We start from the raw sequence: 18599 nt of genomic DNA, 5'->3' as shown, positions 1-18599 counted from the left end.
GTGAAAATACCTTCTCACCGATCAGGCTCTAAAAGAAAATCAGGACCTTGCATCACTTTTCTGCCAGGCCCCGGCAGGCACCAGCATCTCAAATCTCGCTCCTTTTCCATATTCACCGGTTTCTTCAATCGTAATTCCGGTGATTGCCAGGATCTCCCGTGAGAGGAAGAGCCCAAGTCCTGTATTCTCTCCATACCCCCGCTCAAAGATCCGCTTCTTCTGGTCCTCAGGAACACCTGCCCCGTCATCTTCCCAGATGATCGCAAGCTGCCCGTCCCGCTCTTCGCACCGGCATCCGACTCTTGTTGCATCATGGGCATGCCGGATGGTGTTATCCATCAGGTTGGAAAAGACCCTCTCGATCATCGGATCGGCAAGTACCTGGTATCCGGTGCAATCAGCAATAAGAGGCAGCTCTGAACCGGATATCGGAGAGAGGAGATCGTCAATAGCATGCCATGCCGCCCTCTCCACACCGAGCTCCTGATAGGTGCGGGTGAACTCAATCTGCCGCTGGATATCACTCCCTGCTCTCTCTATCTCACCCAGATACTTAGATAGCCTTGGATCATCAATCTCCATCTTTGTCAGATCGAGATATCCCAGAAGAGCCATGATCCTGTTCTGTATATCATGGCGGGTGATACTCGCGAGTATCTGGAGTTTCTTGTTTGCCATCTGCAGGGCATCTTCTGAGAGTTTTCTTTCAGTGATATCGGTATCTGTTCCCCAGTATCCAATAAGGCGGCCTGAATCGTCCTCAATTGGAATGCCGCTTGTGCTGACCCAGATGGTCTCACCATTCTTTTTATGAGCACAATTCTCAAACTCTGTGAAGGTCTCTCTTCTGGCAATGATCCCCATTGCTCTCTGTTTGAATCCCTCACGCTCTTTCTCTGGATGAAGCTCGTAAAAATGCATTCTTCCAACGATCTCTTCTGGCTTATACCCGGTTATCGCCTCCGCCTCCGGACTGATTGAAGTATAGAGGCCTTCTGCATCTATCTCCCAGGTATAGGCACGGCTCTGGTTTGCCATGATCGAAAAGCGGTATTCATTCTTCTCTTTCTCTTTTTCCGCTCTCCTCCGCTCTGTCACATCCGAGATCGTCACAATGATCCTGCCATCTGTGAGAAATACTGCATGAAATTCGATATCCTTTATCGTGCCATCCTTGCAGGTGACCTTAAATTCACGGCTCCTGACCTCCCCTTCTTTATCACTTTCCCATGTTGCGATCACTTCATCCCGGTAAGCAGGATCCGGGTATGTCCTGAGGAACCAATCCCCCACAGTCGGAATCTCTTCAGCAGAATATCCGGTGATCTCCTCAACTCCCCTGTTCATGCGGAGTATCGTCCCGCCTGTATCAAAGATGATCACTCCAAGCGGGAGGCTCTCAAAGAGCCCTTCGATCAGGTCAAGCTGGCTTTTGAGGGCTCTCTCCATCTCCTTTCGTTTCGTGATGTCACGTGATACTCCGAGTATTCCAACAGGCTTCCCCTCCTCATCCCGGAGCAGCCGTGTCGAGTTCTCAACCAGTATTGTCGATCCGTCCCTGCAGTATTCTTCAGTCTCAAATGATACGGTTCTGTCCGGATCAGCGGTACCTAATGCTTCGGCTTCCATCTCCTTATTAAACCGATCCCGAAGTGCTGCATATGATGCAGGAGTCATCACCTCTTCGATAGTCTGTGCGAGCGACTCCTCCACGGTGAAGCCCTTCATCAAGAGAACCGAGGGGCTGATGTACCGGAGCGAAAAGTCCATATCAAAGATCCAGATATTATCAGCGGTATTATCTGCGATGAGCCGGTACTTCTCCTCGCTCTCTTTGATCCTCTCTTCAGCCTCTTTTCGTTCGGTGATATCTGTTGCGATCTCCATCCGGACAATGCGTCCGTCAATCCACTGAATTGCCACATCCCGGCATTCGTACCATCGTCCATTTACCGTATTTTGGAACTGCCAGATGTATACCCCGGCAGGTTTCCCGTCTTTATCAAGCAATTTATCATTTGTGCAGAACGGACATGGACCATCCTGGCCGTGTTGCAGGGACTTCCAGCAGATAGCACCTTCTACATTGCCCCAGGCATTTCGCCCGTGTTCGTTCTGAAAGAGAACCTCATATGTCTCCATGTCAGCAATATAAATGAAAGCATCAATGCTGTTAATGACGGTTTTCAGGCGATCATTGGATTGTTTGATGAGTTTCTCAACCTCTTTCCGCTCGGTTATATCCCGTGATACCCCGATAATACCAGTCGGCTGCCCATCATGATCGCGGAGGAACCGGATCGCATTCTCAACCAGTATCGTCGATCCATCCTTCCGGTACTTCTCAAACTCTATGTGAATCGTCCTCTCCGGATCTGCCTTTCCTGTAGCTTCAAGCGCCATCTCCGCGGCAAATTGTTTCTGTACCGATTCAAATGACCCGGGCGTCAGCATCTCCTGTAAGGACTGCCCCATCACCTCCTCCGGGGTATATCCCCGCATCTTCAGGACAGACGGGCTGATATACTGGATTTTGAGGTTGAGATCAGCGATCCATATCGTATCTGCGGTATTATCTGCGATGAGCCGGTACTTCTCCTCACTCTCTTTGATCCTCTCTTCAGCCTCTTTTCGTTCGGTGATATCCCGGATAACTCCCTCAATTCCTGCTGGTTTTCCGGAACCATCATAGATCTGGCGGCAGGATACTGAAACAGGGAGGAAGCTTCCATCTGCCTTTTTGAGCGTGACCTCATAGTCCCGCACTCCTCCCTCCTCTGCAATACGCCTTAAAATCTCCTTCCGCTCTTCAGGATATACCCAGAAATCAGAAGCAGGCTTGCCCATCATGGTATCCGGTGTATCATACCCAAAGATTCCGGCTGCCGAGGGGCTCAGCATCGTGACAATTCCATCTGCATCGGTTCTGTAGTAGATATCCTGGAGATTCTCGATGATGCCACGGAACTTCCCCTCACTCTCCTGAAGTGCCGCCTCCTCCTGTTTGCGGCTGGTGATATCGGTTGCGAGTCCCATGATGCAGGGCTCACCCGCAATAGTTACCCTTGATGCATGCACTTCGGCTGGGTAGATCGATCCATCCTTCCGCCTGTGCCGTGTTTCAAAGAACCTCTCCTCAGTGAGTGGTGTTTCCTGCCAGATCAATCGTTTATCATCTCTTTTATCTGCATCGGGGTCGATATCCGCGACATTCATCGAAAGGAGCTCTTCACGGCTGTACCCGGTGCTCTCTATCGCCTTCTGGTTGACATCAAGGATTGCTCCGTATTGATCGTGGAGGAAGAGCATCTGGCTTGCCCTGTCAACCAGTGTCCGGTACTTCTCCTCGCTCTTGCGGAGAGCCTCCTCTGTCATTTTCTGATCGCTGATGTCATGAAGCCGCTCAATGACGAGTTCCAGGTTTCCATCTTCCCCGAATACGGGGTTGCTTGTGCACTGGAAGTACTTCTGCATTTCGGGGACGAACTTCTCGATTGTCACGGCTTTTCCTGTAGCAACCGCCTCTGTTGTTGCACAGATCTCGCAGGGCTCATCTCTTCCGATCAGCTCATAGCACCGCCTGCCATCCACCTCTTCAGGCGTCAGATTGAGGGCATCGTATCCGGCTTTATTGTACCTGATAATGGTATGATCCGGCCGTTGCAGTCCGATGATATCCGGAACACCATCCAGCATCCCTTGAAGGAGCCGCTGAACGTCAGATATTTCAGAATTCGAACGCTTCATCTCTGAGATATCCCGAACCCATTCAAGGAAGAAATCGACGTTTCCATCTGCATCCAGAACCGGTATCACCCGGAGATCGATCCATCTGCCATCGGGGAGGAGCACCTCCCGATGAACCGGCTCCTTTGAGGCAAGAACCTCTTTTGCCTGGCAGTCCGGGCAGATGTCATCATAATCCCTGTATGTCCTGTAGCACTTTGTCTGTACCTGCCGTTTTTCTTCCGGTACAGCCCCAAAGCCCATCCAGTTGCTGTAGAGGATCGTCATCTCAGGATCGTGGATTGAGATCATATCCGGAACAAGGCTCATCACCCTCTTGAACCGCTCCTCACTCTCCCTGGTTGCCCTCTCTGCCCGGTGGAGATCAACCGCCCTCCGTACTTTCCTCTCAAGTTCGGCAAACTGGGATCTCGGATCCCCTCCTTTCTGGAGGTAGAAGTCTGCACCTGCATCAAATGCTTCGATGACGACCTCTTCCCGTCCTTTTCCGGTGAAGATGATGAACGGGGTTGTGTCGCCCCTCTCCCTCAGGGCCTTTAAAAATACGATCCCGTCCATGTCGGGCATCTGGTAATCAGAGACGATTGCATCATAGGATTGCGTCTCCAGCAGGCGAAGTGCATCAATTGCCGTCTCCTGTGTATCGACCCGGATCCCGGCGCTCCGCTCAAGAAATGCCTTTCCAATCTCAAGGAGCGCCGGCTCGTCATCCACATAGAGGAGTGAAATCGACGGATCATCGGATCCGGGGGATTGCATATCCTTGAATTGGTACCAAGAACAATAAACCTTCTTCAATGAATTTCCAGCCAAGTGGTTGATCCACATCCCTGTCCATACAGCCTTCCCGGTAGCACCGTGGGAACGCTTCCTTCACCCTTCTGAAAATCACTGTCCCTCCATCCGAATCAATGGAAATAATTATTGTCTCCATTCTCCTAATGACACAATATGCCGATCCCGGGTGAGATCTCCTCTCTCATTGAGACTCTATGGAAGCGGGAGATGCACCTGCCTGTTGATCCAAGGGTGGCGCTTTTAGCTGTCATCTGCTCCACCATTCTCAGCATTCTGCTGAGCATCCTCCTTCTCACCTCAGGCTTCTCAGATATTGCCCAGATCCTCTTCTTCATCCCGATCATCCTTGCCTGTCTCTTCTATCTCCGGCAGGGCCTCATCTACTCGATTATATTAGCGCTTCTGTACCTGATCATCCTCATTTCGGCAGCGGGTATCGATCATCTCGTAAACGGTGTAATCCGGGTTCTCATCTTTATTATCGTCGGCGCAGTCGTCACCTTCCTGATGGAAGGATGGATGGTAACAGAGCGGGGGCTCCGGGCACGGACCCTCGAGATAAATGCGATAAACGAGGCGCTCCAGAGGAAGAACGAGCAGCTTCTTGCACTTGAAGCCGAGATGCAGGCAAACCGTGAGCAGATCCAGCGGATGCAGCGGGAACTCCTCGAGACAAATGACTTCCTGAATAACCTTATCTCCTATACCAATGCCCCGATCGTCGTCTGGGATGCAGAAGGTACAATTACCCGGTTCAACACGGCCTTTGCACGACTCTCCGGTATCACTGCCGAGGAGGCGATAGGATCCGATCTCAGCATCCTCTTTTGCTCCGACACCTGCGAGTCTGCGATGGATCTGATCCAGGCGGCGAGTTCAGGCTCATCCTCCTGGGAGGCATGTGAGATACCGATCCGTACACGAAACAAGGATATCCGTGCCGTTATCTGGAATTCCTCAAATATCCTTGCAGATGACGGGAAGACGGTGATTGCCACTATCGCACAGGGCCAGGATGTGACTGATCTGAGGAAGACCGAAAAAGCCCTCGATTCAGCGAACAAGCAGCTAGAGATCCTGATGAACCTCACCAGAAACGATCTCAGGAAGGTTGCCCTGCTTCTGATCATCACTATTGCCACCTACATCTTCCTCTATGACTTCGTCTTCAGGATCGTGCAGGGGGGGCTCACGCTGGATAACATATTCTTCGGCCTTGCGGGCCTCTTCGCGGGTATCCTCGCCATCGGAGTTGCCCTTATTGCGGTTGTGAAAGCTGTCCTGATGGTGATGAGGAAGCGGGGTATGGTGATCCCGGAGATGCCGCAGATCTTCTCTGAGAAGAGTGTGGAACGTACACCCGGCGGTGAGGAGCCTGGCATGTCCCTGACACAATTCCTCACGCGAACCGAGGATAGTACTCTTGGACGGATCATCATCTACCTGATCATCGCAGAGTTTGGCATATTCTCGTCACGGACGATCGCTGCAGTAACAGCCGAGGCAGGGCTGACCTTCTTCATCATGTATGTCGGAGCCTGCTTCATCTTTATCAGGCTCGTCTACACAGACTATCTCGTCGGGTTGAGGCATTTCGGCATCGTATTCCTCCTCGGACTGATCCTCTCACTGATCCTCGGTCATTTCTGGGGAGGAATCCCGCTTGAGATCCTCTTCTCTCCCGAATACTTCGGATCAGAAGCCCTTGTCGCACTGATCACCGGGATCTCGCTCAGCCTGTTTATGTCAAGTAAATAGGGGATTGAAGGTTTTAACTTCTCAAAAGCTCTTCTTAGCCTGCCTCATTTCACGCCAAGGCAGATCTCAACACGATGGAGCTTCTCCGGATCTTCGTCCGGACAGTTGAGATAGTGCTCATATCCCGGCCTTGAGAGATCGAGTTCGACATTATTCTCCCCAAGCCATTCTGCCAGTGCACACCAGACGGGACCATACTCCTCAGGCCCGGTGAGTTCGGCCTTCATAACTGCATACTTTCCTCCGGGGAGGGTCTGCTTCCGTACCTCTCCCTCCGTGGGGATCTCTGTTCCGGGGGGGATCGTCATACAGACATCGACCCTCAGCTCTTCCGGCGGAGTGGTGTCGGGGTCATTGTAATAGGCAGATAACATCTGAGTCTCCGGCGAAATCAGCTGCTTTTCGCCTGCCCATCCGCAGAGCGTACCAAACAGCTTTTCAAAAACGCTCGCATTTCCAAGATAATTCCCTACAAATGTGACCGATGCGACCTCTCTCGCATCGATCTCCTGAATTTCCGGTGTAGATACATTCATCTAAAAGGGCGAGGAGACCCCGGCATTCATGCCGGGGAGGAATCGCCCGGAATTGAAACATAACGTATAAAATATGGTACAACCCATACCGATATAATGGCTATTCGAACGGTGTCAAACTATCTGCGACTGTCACAACGGCAGTATCACATTATCGACACACTCGCATACTATTCAAAGAATTTGTACAATGTTGCATTGTACAATACCCGGCAGCATTACTTCGAATATTGCGAAAATGCTCCGATCTTCCAAGCGGTTCGACCGGATATTGCTGCAAACGTCACCATCTGTATCGGTTCCTTTCTCCCCTATACCCGGAAAAAAGACTTTCCCTACAAAGATGTCTCAAATTATGTCCTGTCCCGCCAGAATGAGAACTATCCGCTGCTCCATAGTGATGTTGCGCAACAGACGATTAGGAGTGTTGAAGAAGCGTACACCTCGTATTTTGCACTCATGCGGATGTACCACTGTGGTGAACTCAGCAGCCAACCACGATCCCCGCGCTATCTGGACAAAAATGGCAGGTACAAACTGGCATTTCCTGCATCGCATATCACAATGCGGAATGGATATGTCACTCTCGGCATGTCACGGATGTTTAAAAAACAGCATAGATTAACCGGGAAAGAACTGACATTCAAAATTCCGCCACACATTCAACCAAACCAGATCCGTGAGGTGACCATTGTGCCACACCATAACGGGAAGGTATACACGATCGAATTTGCGTATATGGTTCCCCTTCAACCAACACGTCTTAATCCTGACCATTATCTTGCGATTGATCTCGGCGTTACCAATTTTGCAACAATCGTTGACACTGCTACCGGGACTGCCTCGATTATCGATGGTACGTATCTAAAATCAATCAACCGGTGGTACAACAAAGAAAACGCCCGATTACAATCGATTAAAGATAAACAGGGATTAACCGAGGAGTTTACGCACCGCCAGTCACGCCTCCTCATCAGACGAAATAACAAAATCGATGAGGCGATGAACCGATTTGTCGCTTATCTCATCAAATTTGCATGTGATCACGAAATCGGTACCATTATTGTGCCAACATGGGATGGGATCAAACAACAGATCAACCATGGTGCTCAAAACAACCAGAATTTCGTCCAGATTCCCTATGCGAAATTTCGACGGAAATTACAGGCAAAATGTGAGATATTCGGGATACACTTTGACGACTCCCATGATGAACGGTACACATCGCAGGTTGATGCCCTGGCACTCGATCCGATCCAAAAACCATGGTATGGAAGATGCCGTCGGATCAGCCGGGGACTGTATCAGAGCAGTTCCGGTACCGTGATCAATGCGGATGTCAATGGTGCGTTAAACCATTTGAGAAAAGTAGCTGGTGATTCGGTTATGACACCGATAATCAGTAGCGGTCGCGTCAACCGACCGGTACGAATAAGGCTCAACTACGAGCAACCTTCGTGCACATTAAATTGCAATGTCTGTGGGAACACCGCTATTGCAAGCCCCGCCGTTTAGGGCGGGGTAGTTGACTCAATAACACCTCACTGTGTGTCATATCAATCTTCTCCACGGGATGCAATAAATCCCCAACCGCTGAGTGTGAAAGTGAACGTAGCAGGTAATTGCCATCTCCAAAACCCTGATATAATCCCCACACCCAGTGGTAACTGAGCGGCTTTGCCGTACAAAAAAGATTGGAGGAATACGATATGAAGAAAGGATTTGCAGCAGATATTGAGACAGAGACCGTAAAGAACACTGATTTCAGGAGAGTCCTGTATACCGGGAAGTACAGCCAGCTCGTGCTGATGTGCCTAAAGGCTGGCGAGGAGATCGGATCAGAGGTGCATGATGATATTGATCAGTTCTTCCGCTTTGAAGAGGGTGAAGGAAAGGTTGTCATCGATGGTGTTTCACATGCAGTCAAAGACGGCAGTGCCGTGGTTGTTCCTGCGGGTGCAGAACATAACGTGATCAACACCTCAAAGACAGCTGATCTGAAATTATACACCATCTACTCCCCGCCGGAACACCAGGATAAGACGATCCATAAAACAAAGGCAGAAGCAGAAGCTGCCCACGAGCATTTCGACGGGAAGACGACCGAGTAACTCTATTTTCAACAACCCCTCGTTTTTTTGTTTACCTGTTTGAATGCACAAGATCCGTCTTCTCCCACCAGATCCTGACACGGGTCGAGTTGCCGGGAATGATGATCGTGCCGTCATCCGGAAGGGTATGTCTCTCAAGGTATCTCCTGATCAGATCCTTCTGGTCATCAATCTCTGCAAAGAATCTCCCGGAAAAGTGTTCGACCGCCTCTTCAAGGGTCTCGAACCGGTTGATATGCCGGAAGGGGAATGACTCGATATGTGGGTAGATTCCCATCGAGTAGAGGACATTATAGAGGATATCGCATTTCGGGGAGGGCACATACTCACATCCATGAAGTTGTGGCCAGAGATCACGTGACATCGCATCCCAGGAGGTCTCGCCCGCAAACCAGTAGATCGCGATATATTTTGATGCAGCCTCCTCAATCTTCTGAATCGCTCCGCGAATGTCGGGGAGATCAAGAGAGTAGGAGGCAAAGACAATGTCGTATGGCGGCTCCAGATCCGCTTTCACATGGACATCCTCCCATCGCTTGTTGATGAGGGTGATATTGCCGCACTTTTCCTCCCCGATCTTCTCGGTAAAGACCGCAGCCATTCCTTCAGATGGCTCAACCGCGGTAAGATGCGCCACCTGCTTTGCAATCGGGATGGCTATTGCCCCCGGTCCCGAGCCGATATCGAGGACCCGCGAATCCGGGGTCAGCGGGAGTTCCTTCAGGGTTTTGTTGATCCGCTCGCCATTGTTTTCGTGCGCCATCGCATAGAACCTGCGTGCGGCATCCTTTGCATCCCAGAAGCTCGCATCGTTCTTCTCCATGTTGGTCGCATGGTGCTCTCTCTGCTGTTCTCTCCAGATCAAATTCCAGTCGATTGTCGTGGGCTGCATCAGGTATCACCGGCATACAAAAAGGATGGCAGGAGCTTTGAAATGGCATAGATTACTCTGCCACCGTTCTCCTATTAATGTAATTAGTTATTGTATGCATTAAGTATTACGAAAAACATCTCTAGTTTTACAAAACCGCTTTGCGAATGGTGAGCCGTCTCCCTTTATACTATCCCAAGCAGCATAGACGCCCCTATTCCGATCATGAAGATGCCGATTACAAGCCTCACCGGACGGTTGTATCGGTACCTCAGTGCCTCCACACGGTCAGGGGATGTACCGGAGTAGACGATTCCAAGGGCGATTGCAAGGGGGAGCACGAAGATGATATTGTAGAGGATCAGGTATGGCAGCCCCTCTGCAAAGGTCATCCGATCAGAAATCAGTCCAAGGATCGCAAGATAGATCCCGCCTGTGCAGGGGAGCTCGACGAGGCTGACGAGTGCCCCAAGCGCAACTGCCGAGGGGATGGTGGCACGCCGAATATTCCTGCTGATCTTCTCTTTTACCGCTTCCGGAATCGAGAGGGAAAAGCCGTTCTGTTTCAGCACCAGATCCATAATCTGAATGAAACCGGCTCCTATCACCACAAGAGCGGCGATGGTTAGGACCGGTCCTGAAATCCCAAGGCTATGGACGAACCCAAGGAGTGCGAGCCCGGCAACAAGGTATACGGCAAAGACAACCCCGATATAGGTGAGCCCGACAATAAGCAGCCTTCGTCTGTCATGGAGGGAGGTGAGGTATGCGAGGAGGATAAAGAGGACGGCGAAGGCACAGGGGTTGATGCTGTCGACAGCCGCCGCTGCTAGTACTGAGAGAACAGTCACCTCAAGCCGCCCGGAAGAGCCGGGAGCCGGTGCAGTAAGGTTTCCGGTGCCCTCTGTTCCCCCGGATGGGTGATCCGGGATCACGGGGCCCGCGAAGGCGATCGGCTTTTTGGCATCAGCAACGAGATCTCCCTCATGCCTCAGGTACGGTAGAAGGGAGATGCGGATCTCCTCCTCTCCGGAGAAGGTCATGTTCCCGAGAAGAAGGAGGGGAATGATATATGATCCGATGGAGCGGTTCTGGATGGTATCATGGAAGAGATCCAAGTTCGTCCTGTTGTATGCGATCTCAATGGAGAGGAGACGAACTTCCGGATATTCATCGGCAACCGCCTCCACCAGAGGTTGCATGCGGGTACAGCTTGCGCAGGTGATGCTATGGAAGAAGATCGCATCAATCGTCTCAACAGGTGTATCTGTCGATTGAGGTTTTGGAATGGCATCAGCTGCTGTACCGGTGGCAACAAGGAGGCAGAGGAGCATGAAGGTGATGGCGGGGATTCGAAGAGAAACACCCCCCCTCTTTTCACGCATCATCTTCTGTCTCCATTCATTGTCTCCGTATAGGGAAGATCTCTCTTTTTGTTTTGATGTGAAGAACTAATAAATACCTCTTCATTGGTTACCTGTATTCATGAATGAGTCTCTGAAGCAGTATGGGATCTGGGCTGCAATCATTCTGGTTATTCTGCTTGTTGCGGGAATCTCCTGGCAGGCGGGGTCCCAGGCAGGATATGCAGGGGGATTTGTAGATGGAATGGATTCGGCAGAAGATGTCTACAACTCTGCTATCAGTACAAAATGTAAGAACTGCTTATTCAAATGCAATTATGCAGAAAACAGATTTGAATGCCTATCTGATTGCGATCTGATCTGTTGAGGAATGAATAAATAGCTTGCAGGTATTCTCACTTCCAATGGATGAGCAGACAAAAAAGTATGGAGCCCTGGTTGCAGCAATCCTGATTGCTATCGCAGTCGGGGTGGTTTCGTACCAGGCAGGTGTCCAGTCGGGCTATTCTGCCGGCTTTGAAGATGGCGAACTCGCAGGCGCAGCTGTGCTGAATCTACCCGGCTCCACCACCTACAATAAATGCCTGAATTACTGTTACGTAAACTATGCAGACAGGCAAACAATCCTCGATTCCTGTCTCCAGAACTGCGAGATTACGTACAAATGAATGAGCCGGGGGGAATGCCTGCTTCTCCCCCGTCGTATTTTATTCTCTCTTCAAACGTCTTCTTTCCCGAGCAGATACTCAGCCTCTCTTTCGGCTGCTTCTGAATACCTATCTTCAATAAGATTGCTAAGATCCTGGTAACGCGGGTTTATGATGAGTGCTGAGCCCCCATCCGAGAGGCCGATCACGTCTGCACTCCGAACCAGCCTTCCCGAAAAGGCAGCTTCAATTTCGAGATAGACAACATGATCGACCCGTTTTACAACAGATGCGATCACTGTCCGTGGTGCCAGCTCAGACTGGTCGGAATCAACCCCGATGATGAAGAGGCCCGGCAGGTCTTTTGCGGCAGTGATCGCCCCCGGTCCGGACCCCCCGGCAACCGTGAAGATCAGATCGGTTCCCTCTGAATACATACTGCGGGCAAGATCCCCTGCTTCATCCGGCATCGTAAAACCGCTGTCGTCATCGGCCAGATAGATGATTGATACCTCTGCATCAGGATTCATGCTATATACTCCATCCATAAACCCGTCGGTGAAGGAGCTTATAACCGGGGCATCCTTCGCAGCGATCACACCGATCTTATTGGTCTTTGTCTGGTTTGCTGCAAGCACCCCGGCAAGATAGCTTGCCCCGTACATTGAGAAGGAGACCGAACGGATGGCGTCCCCCCGAACAGATCCGGCATCGATGACGACGATCGGCGTCTCCGGATACTTCTCTGCAACGCTCTCTGCATACCCGCCCATCAGATCTCCGAGAATCAGCACCAGATCCGCCCTCTTTCCCTCCTCGCCGATCACCGGATCCTGCCTAAATGATCCATCCCAGAGTATCTCACGTGAGATGAAATCAATGTCATCACGTGCCCGGATCAGCCCAAGGTATGCGGAATCGAGGTACCCGAAATCTCCTTTCTCCCCGATATAGACGAAGGTTACAACCGGCCTCTCAGGGCCCGGAACAAACAACAGCAGAGCCCCTGCAATGCAGATAAGGATGCCTGCAATGATAATTGAACTATAGACTCTCTTCATGCAAAAAGAACTCCGCAATGGGTATATTCAGGTCAGTTGTATTCCCGGCAATGATCCGGGGGTGCGATCCTGATACCCGGTCGTACGTCATCTCGTAGAGTCCCCGGAGGGTCTGGTCAGGATGCTGAACGATTATGTCTGTCATGCTCATCGAAAAATCATTTGAGAGCCATTGCCTGAGGGTGATGTCATACTCAGCCCCCTTCGACGGCTCATGGTATGATGCTCCTGTCATGAAGATAACACCCGGAACATCAAGGCCGATGCCCATACTCTCTCCATAACAGGCTTCAACCACGATCAGGATACGGGAGAACCTCTCCTGTTCCATCATCTCCCTGAGCGTCTCCTGGAACCGCGAGCTTGTGAGATGATCGCCATTTGGGAATTCGAGGAATCCCGGCCCTCCATGACCTGTAATATACAGGAGCAGGTTGTTCTCTCCATCACTATCCAGTCCGAACGGGATCTCAGGGCTGCTCTCTCCAAGGAGGAATGATACAAATGCGTCAGAGGTGATCGGGTTCTGTGTCACCGTTGCCGGGATATAGATGTTCTCACCCCCAACCCGGTGATAGAGTTGCCCTGAATCGGGGTTCATCGCTAAAAATGGCACATCTTCCTGGCTGATCACGACGATATTCTCCTCGGAAATCCCGTTCTCAAGGAGCAGCGAGTACATATATGCGACATCTGCCTGGTGCCGGTAGTTCTCCCAGTCTGAAGAGGTGGTTACCAGGACTGCACGGGGTTCCTTTCCCTCCTCCAAAATGAAAGCCTTCTCTCCTTCAATCATTGTCTTCGGCATCTGCACGGCTCTTTTTACGCCAAAAGATCCCGGAATATAGGTATTTGAACGGAAATCAAGATCTTCAACCCGCCAGTGTACATACCAGGTAACAAGCGGCTCTCCGGGTTGATCCAGGTGATACTCAAGCGGCCCCGATGCGCCATTCAGGTCGGGAAGCCGCCCGGATCGGATCATCCGGATCGCAGCTGCCGCACCCTGCCGATCCCATCCGTAAATGCCGTCCTGTCCCGAAACGACCGCTTTCATCGCTTCTGCCGGAGATTCGGATGGGACAGCCTCCATCCGGGCAAGGGCGGCAACGGCGAGGATGAGGGAGTCATAGGTATGGGCGGCATAATCGTCAGGCATTCTGCCAAAATGCTCTTTGTATGCGACAAAGAACCCGGTCTTCCGGTCAGCTGTCGGGCTGATCCCTTCGGTTCCCTCCGCCAGTTCTCCTGCTGCCTCAAGGAAGGTGCCTGTCCTGACTGCATCGGTGAAGATAAGGCGGGGAGAATTGTCTTCTTCATCCATGATCCGGATCACCTCTGCGGCATCTGACCCACGGGCAGCGACGATGATATACTCGGGATTTGAGAGGCAGGCAGCAGCTACCGCCTCACCGGGATCCCCTCCCCTCTCGAAGGGAACTGTTGCTGTAAGCCCGATCCCGGACTCGATGGCATAAAACGCAGCCCAGTCCTGGAATGTCTTCCCATAGGTACTCTCCTCGTACAGCAGAGCCGCAGATCCAACTCCTTTCTCTTTTAAGATAGTGAAAAGAATCCGTGTCTGGGCACGATCCCCTGTCGTTGTCCGCCAGATATACCCAAACCTCGAGAACATCCTCAGAAGATCCCCGGATGTGGCGGAGGGGGTGATCAGGAGCTTCTTTGCCCTGATAAAATCCGGTGCGATCAGGAATGCCTCGTCACTGGTGGCTGGACCGATAACCACCCTGATTGACGGATCCCCGATCATCTGCCTGGCAGCCGCCATGACCGGCACCTCGGCCGTATCGATAAAAACGAGTTCAATCCTCCGCCCGACACCCTCCCGGTTCAATCCCGCAACAGCCCACTCAAGCGTCTCGAAGTACCCCGAATCATCATCACCGGAACCGGGGAGGAGGACGCCGACCCTGTATGGCTGGGCAGACTGCCAGGAGAGATATCCGCCTGCTGAAACGAGGAGAAACAGGAAAAATATCACTCCTATCCGGCATTTCCGGGATGAGAGGCATGAAGTGATAGTGGACATTCGTTATTCTTCATGTAACGGCAAGGGATATAGCGGTATCCAACCCCGAAACCTCTATCCAACCAAAACGCCGCATCCCTGCGGCCTCATGATCCTCCCCTGTCTTCTCTCAGAAACAGGCAGAACCAGAACCTTTATTCTTCCCGATATCCTCATCCTATCTGAATGAAGACGATCTCCCTCCTTGTAATCACAGTCTGCATCTTCTGCCTCCTTGCCGCCGGCTGCACCGGCTCACCCGAATCACTTGATTCTTACCAGAGCAGCTACTCCTACGAGGCTACACTCAGCTTCACAGAACCGCTCTCTAATGTGACGCTCCTCCTCCCGTATCCTTCACCGGGATTTAATCCCCTCCTTTCTGACTTCTATGGCATGCCTGAGGATTGGGAGGCTGAGGTGATCACCATCAATGGCACACCCTTCCTCTCGATCACAGCAGACAGAATGATTCCCGTGTACCGTGGAATGCCGATCGCAATCGAGCCGGGCGAGGAGAACCTGCCCCCGACGCTTGCCCCATCAGATCGCTCCAGCGAAGAGACACCGATCCTGATGCCGGAGAGTTTCGGAATCCGGTATGATCCCGGCAGGACGGTCCGGACGAAGCATCCTGAAGGGAGCGAACCGCTCCTCCCCTTCACCCCCTCTGAAGGTGGATGCACCATTCTGGGCATGGGCAGGGATCCCTCCCCCTGTACTGCAATCATAAGCCCTGTGTATCTCTCCTATGAGTCCACTCCAGACACAAGCGTCGAGGTCTGGGTTCGGTTCTCAGGCAGCAACGAGTGGTGGAGCCTGGGGTGGAGCGGGAATAGCTACTCCCAGCTCTCGTCATTACAACTCAGAGGCCCGTATGACGGGTGGAATGAGATGCAGGGGGATATGGTGACTGGAACCGGGAGATACTAAATCTCTCTTCCGGCAGCCCTTTCCCCCTCCTCTTTCTGAAAACTATGCCTCTTCGCTATTTCATGTGGGTAGTTTGAAATCCAGCTTCCCCAGTTTCAAGTAGATTGTGGCCATCAGATACTTCGTTGATCGATATCCCCTTGCAGCTGTTTTTGCTGACTGAATCAAGCTATTTAACCCCTCCAAAAGACCGTTCGTTACGCGATATCTGAAATAATTCACAATACCATTCCAGTGACTCTTCAACGTTTTTGCAACCTTAATCATCGGGTCTAACTTACTGTGGGTTGCCCAGAAATACCAACGTTTGAAGTAGGCTTCTGCAGATTCCTGACTATCAAGTGACCAAAGCATTTGAAGCGAGAGTTTCAGATTATAGGCTCGTGATGTCTTGAGATTCATATCTTTTAAAGAACCAAGCTGTTTTTGTTGTTTTACAGTCAGATTATGCGGATTCTTCAGCCAGATGTATCTGGTCTTCTTCAATGCTTTATTGGTCCCTTGTTCTTCACGTCGTACGTCATCCAAGCCACTGTTCACCAACTTCATGATATGGAATTTATCGTAGATTATTGCAGAATTCGGGAAATTCGTTCGTATTCCCTTGATATAGGCAGGTGACATGTCACAACAGATGCTCTCAATCATTTCAGGATCACCATGATGAGCAACAAAGTCCAGGTAAAATGATGTGAGAGCATCTGAACTCCGACCTTCACACACATGGATGATCTTTGATTGGTCAAGATCCGCAACTACAGTGATGTACTTATGACCTTTTGCACTGGACTTATCATCAATTCCAATGGATACTATATCAGAGAAATCCTCGTCCTTTCGAGCTTCTTGAACATAATAGTGGATAACACGCCATATTCGTGTATCATGTTCATCGATCAGTTCAGCAACGTTTGCAACAGGCATATCCTCAGCCATGAGCAGGATCATCGCATCCATCAGAAGCGTAAAGCCACTCTGCTTCCTGGCCCAGGGAACGTGTACCTGGTGGACTCCACACGATTCACAGATCACTCGAGGTACGCGGCAATGGAGATACGTCTTGTTTTGAAAGAAGTTGAGATGACGCCAGATCTTTTCATTGGTATCATGAACCGGCTTTCCTCCGGAACCACACTTAGGACAGTCGAATTTTGAACCGGTGACAAAGTCTATCCAGATATCCAATCTTCGTTCATTTTTGTCAAATTCCACCCGTTTGACCATCCATGGTTCCTGAATATTCAGAGCCAGAGTGAACAGTTCCTCGTGCATGATTCAAACCCCGATTAGCAAATTGTTGAATCAAACCCTATTTAAAACCCACACTGATTAGCGAAGAGCCAAAACTATTATTATGTCAGCGGCAGAGAGAGGAGCGTATGAAAACTCTGTCAATTATTCTCTGCCTCTTCCTCCTTCTTGCCGCTGCAGCTCCTGCTGTTGCCGCAGAGCAGGGGGGGAGGCCGGATCAGGTGGCGGGCGCAAAGGGTCCGCCGGATGACACGGGGAACCAGTCTGTGGGGCCTCAGTCTGTAACGCCAGCACATGCCGGTCCTTCGGTGGAATCGCCGGGTGCAGCAGTCAGTGTGAGAGTTTTAGCAAATACTTCCCGCCGTCCGGAGAATCCGGCAGAACTGAGAGAGATGATCCGGGTCCGGCAGGAAGTACAGGCAGAAGAGATGCAGGGGCTCCCGTTGCAGGCACGGGCACGGTATGCCCATGAGAATCAGGTCAGGAATGCCGTTTTTGCCCTCCTTGCCGCTGAGAACATGACCGGCATCGGCCCGTTCGTTGCCGAAGTTGCCCGCGAATACAATGCCTCGGTGAATTCCCAATGGGGAGATGAGGTGGCAATGGAGCAGAGATCCGGTATCATGCTGGCGCTCTTCGGCGGTGACAGGGAGGCGGCTCAGCGGATCAGGGTACAGGCAGAAGAGAATGAGCGGCGGATAGCAGAGGTTCAGGGCATCATCCTGACAAGCTCTTCAACCGATCCGGCGCTCTCAGCGATCCTACTTGAACAGCTCGGCCAGATGGAGGAGGAGCAGCTCCGCCTCATGGAGAGGGTGATGGTAGAAGAGCAGAAGAGGGGATTCTTCAGCTGGATCTTCGGCTGAGAAGAATCCATGGAAAGGCAGGGCAATCCCCCATCATACATCTTTTTTAGTCTATGGGTCAACAGATACTGGTACATTGCCACACCTGTTCTCTGGTGATGTGATCCAGAACAGGGCCTGTAGCTTAGTTGGTTAGAGCGCCCGGCTCATAACCGGGCGGTCATGCGTTCAAATCGCATCAGGCCCATCTCTTTGTAAATGGTTCTCATGTAGATCCTGTTTCATACCAAAAACAGATCAAACCAGCCTAATCTACAAAAAAAGGCAATAATTGTCAGGCTTTAAGGATCTCGATTATTCGATTGATAACGGATATTACTGCTTGATCATTGAGATGCCCAGCCCTATAGAGGATCAGATCGGAACTTGCGGAAAATAGCCTATTTGGACGGATATTACTTATTCTGTCAAGTGATCCTTCTGCAAAGTCTGAATCATTGATGCGGATGGTATGGCTATCTCTGATCTGTTGGCTTGTAATCTGGCATAGGATGATATCTTCCCCGCCAGGTACAGCAACAACAAGGGCTGGTCGGCGCTTATATGTAGAGAGATCCGAGAAGGGAAATGGGACTATAACGACATCGCCCTTTACAAATCGCTCCAAGCCTCGTCCTCCTCAGGCAG

15 protein-coding genes and 1 tRNA gene are annotated in these 18599 nt (G+C 51.1%); 8 read left to right on the top strand and 8 right to left on the bottom strand.

Annotated elements, in window-relative coordinates; translation table 11 throughout:
- Positions 1-39 precede the first annotated feature (39 nt).
- Positions 40-4506: a PAS domain S-box protein gene (locus tag ACYUBO_RS11145; RefSeq protein WP_460374526.1), complete on the bottom strand. Its 4467-nt coding sequence runs from the start codon at positions 4504-4506 to the stop codon at positions 40-42.
- Between the two features lie 192 nt (positions 4507-4698).
- Between ACYUBO_RS11145 and ACYUBO_RS11140 the strand changes: the two genes are divergently transcribed.
- On the top strand, positions 4699-6303 hold the full coding sequence (locus ACYUBO_RS11140; protein WP_460374523.1) for a PAS domain-containing protein: 1605 nt from the start codon (positions 4699-4701) through the stop codon (positions 6301-6303).
- 44 nt (positions 6304-6347) lie between these two features.
- Here the strand turns inward: ACYUBO_RS11140 and ACYUBO_RS11135 are convergent, their stop codons facing one another.
- Positions 6348-6839 (bottom strand): AraC family transcriptional regulator, encoded by a 492-nt coding sequence (locus tag ACYUBO_RS11135; RefSeq protein WP_300330552.1) that lies wholly within the window; start codon positions 6837-6839, stop codon positions 6348-6350.
- Positions 6840-6935: 96 nt separating this feature from the next.
- On the opposite strand from ACYUBO_RS11135, the gene ACYUBO_RS11130 reads away from it, so the two are divergent.
- Both ACYUBO_RS11130 and ACYUBO_RS11125 read left to right on the top strand, forming a co-directional pair.
- Positions 6936-8354, top strand: a complete 1419-nt coding sequence (locus ACYUBO_RS11130; protein WP_460374519.1) for an RNA-guided endonuclease InsQ/TnpB family protein — start codon at positions 6936-6938, stop codon at positions 8352-8354.
- A gap of 194 nt (positions 8355-8548) precedes the next feature.
- The gene (locus tag ACYUBO_RS11125; protein ID WP_460374516.1) at positions 8549-8950 is read left to right on the top strand and encodes a cupin domain-containing protein; all 402 of its coding nucleotides are present in this window, start codon (positions 8549-8551) and stop codon (positions 8948-8950) included.
- Between the two features lie 31 nt (positions 8951-8981).
- Here ACYUBO_RS11125 and ACYUBO_RS11120 read toward each other — a convergent pair whose 3' ends face one another.
- Complete coding sequence (locus ACYUBO_RS11120; protein WP_460374513.1) at positions 8982-9842, bottom strand: class I SAM-dependent methyltransferase; 861 nt, start codon at positions 9840-9842, stop codon at positions 8982-8984.
- 164 nt (positions 9843-10006) lie between these two features.
- Positions 10007-11209 carry a hypothetical protein gene (locus tag ACYUBO_RS11115; protein ID WP_460374511.1) on the bottom strand — a complete coding sequence of 401 codons (1203 nt, stop codon included), beginning with the start codon at positions 11207-11209 and terminating at the stop codon, positions 10007-10009.
- Between the two features lie 97 nt (positions 11210-11306).
- Between ACYUBO_RS11115 and ACYUBO_RS11110 the strand changes: the two genes are divergently transcribed.
- A complete protein-coding gene (locus tag ACYUBO_RS11110) occupies positions 11307-11552 on the top strand; it encodes a hypothetical protein (protein ID WP_300330563.1) in 246 nt (81 codons plus the stop codon).
- A gap of 37 nt (positions 11553-11589) precedes the next feature.
- Entirely contained in the window at positions 11590-11853 is a 264-nt protein-coding gene (locus tag ACYUBO_RS11105) for a hypothetical protein (RefSeq protein ID WP_460374508.1), read from the top strand.
- A 50-nt stretch (positions 11854-11903) separates the two neighbouring features.
- On the opposite strand, the gene ACYUBO_RS11100 is transcribed toward ACYUBO_RS11105, so the two are convergent.
- Together ACYUBO_RS11100 and ACYUBO_RS11095 are read right to left on the bottom strand one after the other, a co-directional pair.
- Positions 11904-12893: a BMP family lipoprotein gene (locus tag ACYUBO_RS11100; protein WP_460374505.1), complete on the bottom strand. Its 990-nt coding sequence runs from the start codon at positions 12891-12893 to the stop codon at positions 11904-11906.
- Positions 12877-14943, bottom strand: a complete 2067-nt coding sequence (locus tag ACYUBO_RS11095; protein WP_460374502.1) for a C13 family peptidase — start codon at positions 14941-14943, stop codon at positions 12877-12879. The genes ACYUBO_RS11100 and ACYUBO_RS11095 overlap by 17 nt, the downstream gene beginning before the upstream one ends.
- A 165-nt stretch (positions 14944-15108) precedes the next feature.
- Between ACYUBO_RS11095 and ACYUBO_RS11090 the strand changes: the two genes are divergently transcribed.
- Positions 15109-15855, top strand: coding sequence for a hypothetical protein (locus tag ACYUBO_RS11090; RefSeq protein WP_460374499.1), 747 nt, complete (start codon positions 15109-15111; stop codon positions 15853-15855).
- 60 nt (positions 15856-15915) lie between these two features.
- On the opposite strand, the gene ACYUBO_RS11085 is transcribed toward ACYUBO_RS11090, so the two are convergent.
- Positions 15916-17127: an ISL3 family transposase gene (locus ACYUBO_RS11085; protein ID WP_460372181.1), complete on the bottom strand. Its 1212-nt coding sequence runs from the start codon at positions 17125-17127 to the stop codon at positions 15916-15918.
- Between the two features lie 107 nt (positions 17128-17234).
- Here ACYUBO_RS11085 and ACYUBO_RS11080 point away from each other — a divergent pair, with 107 nt between their 5' ends.
- Positions 17235-17972 (top strand): hypothetical protein, encoded by a 738-nt coding sequence (locus ACYUBO_RS11080; RefSeq protein WP_460374496.1) that lies wholly within the window; start codon positions 17235-17237, stop codon positions 17970-17972.
- A gap of 113 nt (positions 17973-18085) precedes the next feature.
- Positions 18086-18159: transfer RNA gene (locus ACYUBO_RS11075), tRNA-Ile, on the top strand.
- A gap of 87 nt (positions 18160-18246) precedes the next feature.
- On the opposite strand, the gene ACYUBO_RS11070 is transcribed toward ACYUBO_RS11075, so the two are convergent.
- Positions 18247-18579, bottom strand: a complete 333-nt coding sequence (locus tag ACYUBO_RS11070; RefSeq protein ID WP_460374494.1) for a type II toxin-antitoxin system PemK/MazF family toxin — start codon at positions 18577-18579, stop codon at positions 18247-18249.
- Positions 18580-18599 lie beyond the last annotated feature (20 nt).

The organism is Methanocalculus sp. MC3 (genome assembly GCF_054767395.1).
The sequence above is the reverse complement of the archived record's forward strand: the minus strand, read 5'-3'. Positions and strand labels throughout refer to the sequence as shown.